Origin of the sequence: Streptomyces sp. BR123 (genome assembly GCF_013401435.1) — a bacterium.
Classification (GTDB): Bacteria; Actinomycetota; Actinomycetes; order Streptomycetales; family Streptomycetaceae; genus Streptomyces.
Genome location: NZ_JACBGN010000501.1, coordinates 1 through 2,935, shown reverse-complemented (window position 1 = coordinate 2,935; position 2,935 = coordinate 1). Strand labels below are relative to the sequence as shown.

Below are 2,935 nucleotides of genomic sequence, written 5' to 3'. Positions count from 1 at the left end.
GGCGTCGGGCGGGGCCCTCGGCGCTGGCACACTGCTCCGCATGCTGGAGACCTCCGCACGACTGCTGCGTCTGCTGTCCCTGTTGCAGGCCCACCGCGAATGGACCGGGGCCGACCTCGCGGAGCGCCTCGGCGTGACCCCGCGGACGGTGCGGCGCGACGTGGAACGGCTGCGGGAGCTCGGCTATCCCGTGAACGCCACCCCCGGGACCGGCGGCGGGTACCAGTTGGGCGCCGGGGCCGAGCTGCCGCCGCTGCTGCTCGACGACGACGAGGCGGTGGCCGTCGCGGTGGGGCTGCGGACCGCCGCCGGGAACGGGGTCGAGGGGATCGGCGAGGCCTCCGCACGGGCGCTGGCCAAGCTGGAACAGGTCCTGCCGGGCAGACTGCGGCGGCGCGTGTCGGCGATCGACGAGTTCACCGTGCCGATGCTGCGTGCGCCGGAGCGGAGCGCCGTCGACCCTTCCGTGCTGGCCGAGCTGGCCGCCGCGTGCCGGGACGGCGAGCGGCTGCGCTTCGCCTACAGGGACCACGAGGGCAGCGCCTCGCGGCGGGTGGTGGAGCCGCACCGGCTGGTGTGTACGGAGCGGCGCTGGTACCTGGTCGCGTGGGATGTGGAGCGGGACGACTGGCGGACCTTCCGCGCCGACCGGATCGAGCCCAGACCGCCGCACGGGCCGCGGTTCACCCCCCGCCCGGCCCCCGCGGAGGACCTGGCCGCGTACGTCTCCCGGGGCGTGGCGCAGGCCGCGTACGCCGCGCGCGCGGTGCTGCGGCTGGGGATGCCGGCCGAGGACGCGGCGCGGCTGATCGGGCCGGGCGAAGGGGCCCTTGAACCGGTCGACGACAAGAGCTGCCTGCTGCGCACCGGGGCCGTCGGCCTCGACGTGCTCGTCATCCACGTCATGCTGCTCGGTTGCGAGTTCGAGGTGGTCGAGCCGCCGGAACTGACCGACCGGATCCGGGCGGCCCGGGACCTCCTCGGTCGGGCGGTGGACCGGTCGGGCGGCACCGCGGGCGCGGAGAACGGGCAATGAAACCGGCGGCCGTGATGGCCGCCCGCCGACCGCCCGGGGCCAATCGGCCCGCGGAATTCGGGCGTTCTCGAACGAAATGCGAATGGAGCCGGGCGGCCGTCCGGGCCCCGTTCCGCGGTGCTTCCCGGGCGGTGCGTCGGCGGTTCGGAGCGGGCCCGGAAATGGAATGCGGGAAGGGCGGTTGTTCGCCACATGCGCGCGACTTCCGGAGAACTCGGCGGCCCCGGAGAACTGTCGACATTCCGTGACAGAAGCGTGACCCGGTTCGGACGAACCTCCGGGCGCGCGGCTGACGTCCGGGGGAATCCGATGGCGAAGGCGGTGCGTGCGGCGGGCCCGGCCCGCCTTCGCCGGTGCGTGCGGCGGGGGAGGGAGCGGGGTGGTGTGCGTACCGCCCCGCAGGGTGTCCCGGTGTGTTCCGGGCCTGTCCGGCCGTCCGGTTTCAGCCGTTGGTGGCCGGCCGGGCGGCGGCGCGTCCGGCCGGGGCCCGCTCGGTGTGCGCCGGGCGCCGGCTGCCGCCCGGCGCGGCCGGTAGCCGCTCGGTGCGGACCAGGTGCGCCCGTCCGGCGTGGTGCGGGGGACGGGGCACCGCGGCGTGGGCGCCGGCCGGGGAGCCCGCGGCCGGGGCTCCGGCCTGCGCGGATGCCGGGGCGGTCGCCTGGCCCGGTACCGGGGCGCCGGCTGCCGCAGCCGCGGTCCGGGCTGCGGCGGGGGCTGCCGCCGCCGCGGAGCCGCCGGTTCCGTCGGTGTGCGGAGGCTGCCACTTGCCGCCCGCGGAGAGCAGTGGGACGAGCGCGCCGGCGACCGCTGCGGGCACCGTGCCGGCCTCCACGCGGCGCCGCATCCGCTCCCGCCGCTCGAAGACCCAGGCCTCGGCGCCCGCGATCAGCGGCTCGAACCAGGGCAGCGCCAGCATGATCAGCAGGCCCGCGGACCAGCCGAGGAGGACGTCGCTGACCCAGTGGGTGCCGAGGTAGACGGTGGTGGCGCCGACGCTCAGCGAGACCACCGCGGAGACCACGGACAGCACCCGCCGGGTGACCGTGGTGGAGGCCAGGTAGGCCAGGATCCCCCAGGTCACGACGGCGTTGGCGGTGTGGCCGGAAGGGAATATGTCGCCGCCGGCGAACAGCTCCGCGGAGCCGATCGTGGTGGCGTAGTGCGGGCCGAGGCGGCCGAGGCCGAGCTTGACCGAGCCCACGGTGATGTTGAGCAGGAGCAGCGCCACGCCGAGGGTGATCAGCGGGCGCAGGGTGTGCTGCCGCCAGGAGCGCCAGCCGAGCCATGCGGCGACCATGACCGCGGTGGGCCCGCGCTGCCCCAGCACGACGAGGTAGTCGAGGAAGGCGTGCAGCTGCGGCCACTGGTCGTACGGCCGGAAGAACATGACCTGCCAGTCCAGGCGGACGAGCCAGGACGTGGTCAGTACGGCCACCACGATCGCGAGGTAGAAGGCGAGGGTCGCTCCGAAGAGCACGACGCGGTGCCGGCTCATCTGCGGCGTTTGCAGATGAGCCGGTCGCTCGGGTTCCCGGTCCAGTCGGGCGAACACCCGCTCCAGCCGGGACAGGATTTGGTCGGTACGCACGTCAATCGACGTTACCGCGCGTCGCTGGTCAGCCCAGGCGAATCACCGGGTTCGTGATGACCATGTGATGTGGAGTTGGTCTCACGCGGCATGTAATTCCTGGGATTAAGGCATTAGTTGGAGTGTCCGACTCCATTGGCCCGGCGATTGTTTCGCACGCGTGCCCGGGCTTTATCGGCGACGCTCTATTCCTTTGCCGAAAGATGGTCCGGAATGATCCATTCCGTTACTGGGCGGGGGTGTCGGGGGCGCGGAGCCGAGCAGGGCGAGCCCGGTCGCGATGGTCAGGGACCAGCCGAGCGCGTTGAGGT

2 protein-coding genes are annotated in these 2,935 nt (G+C 73.9%); one reads left to right on the top strand and one right to left on the bottom strand.

Going from position 1 to position 2,935, the window contains the following annotated elements:
• Positions 1–40: 40 nt before the first annotated feature.
• On the top strand, positions 41–1,036 hold the full coding sequence (locus tag HYE82_RS35600; RefSeq protein WP_179178365.1) for a YafY family protein: 996 nt from the start codon (positions 41–43) through the stop codon (positions 1,034–1,036).
• A gap of 442 nt (positions 1,037–1,478) precedes the next feature.
• Here HYE82_RS35600 and HYE82_RS35595 read toward each other — a convergent pair whose 3' ends face one another.
• Positions 1,479–2,624: a phosphatase PAP2 family protein gene (locus HYE82_RS35595; RefSeq protein WP_179178364.1), complete on the bottom strand. Its 1,146-nt coding sequence runs from the start codon at positions 2,622–2,624 to the stop codon at positions 1,479–1,481.
• Positions 2,625–2,935 lie beyond the last annotated feature (311 nt).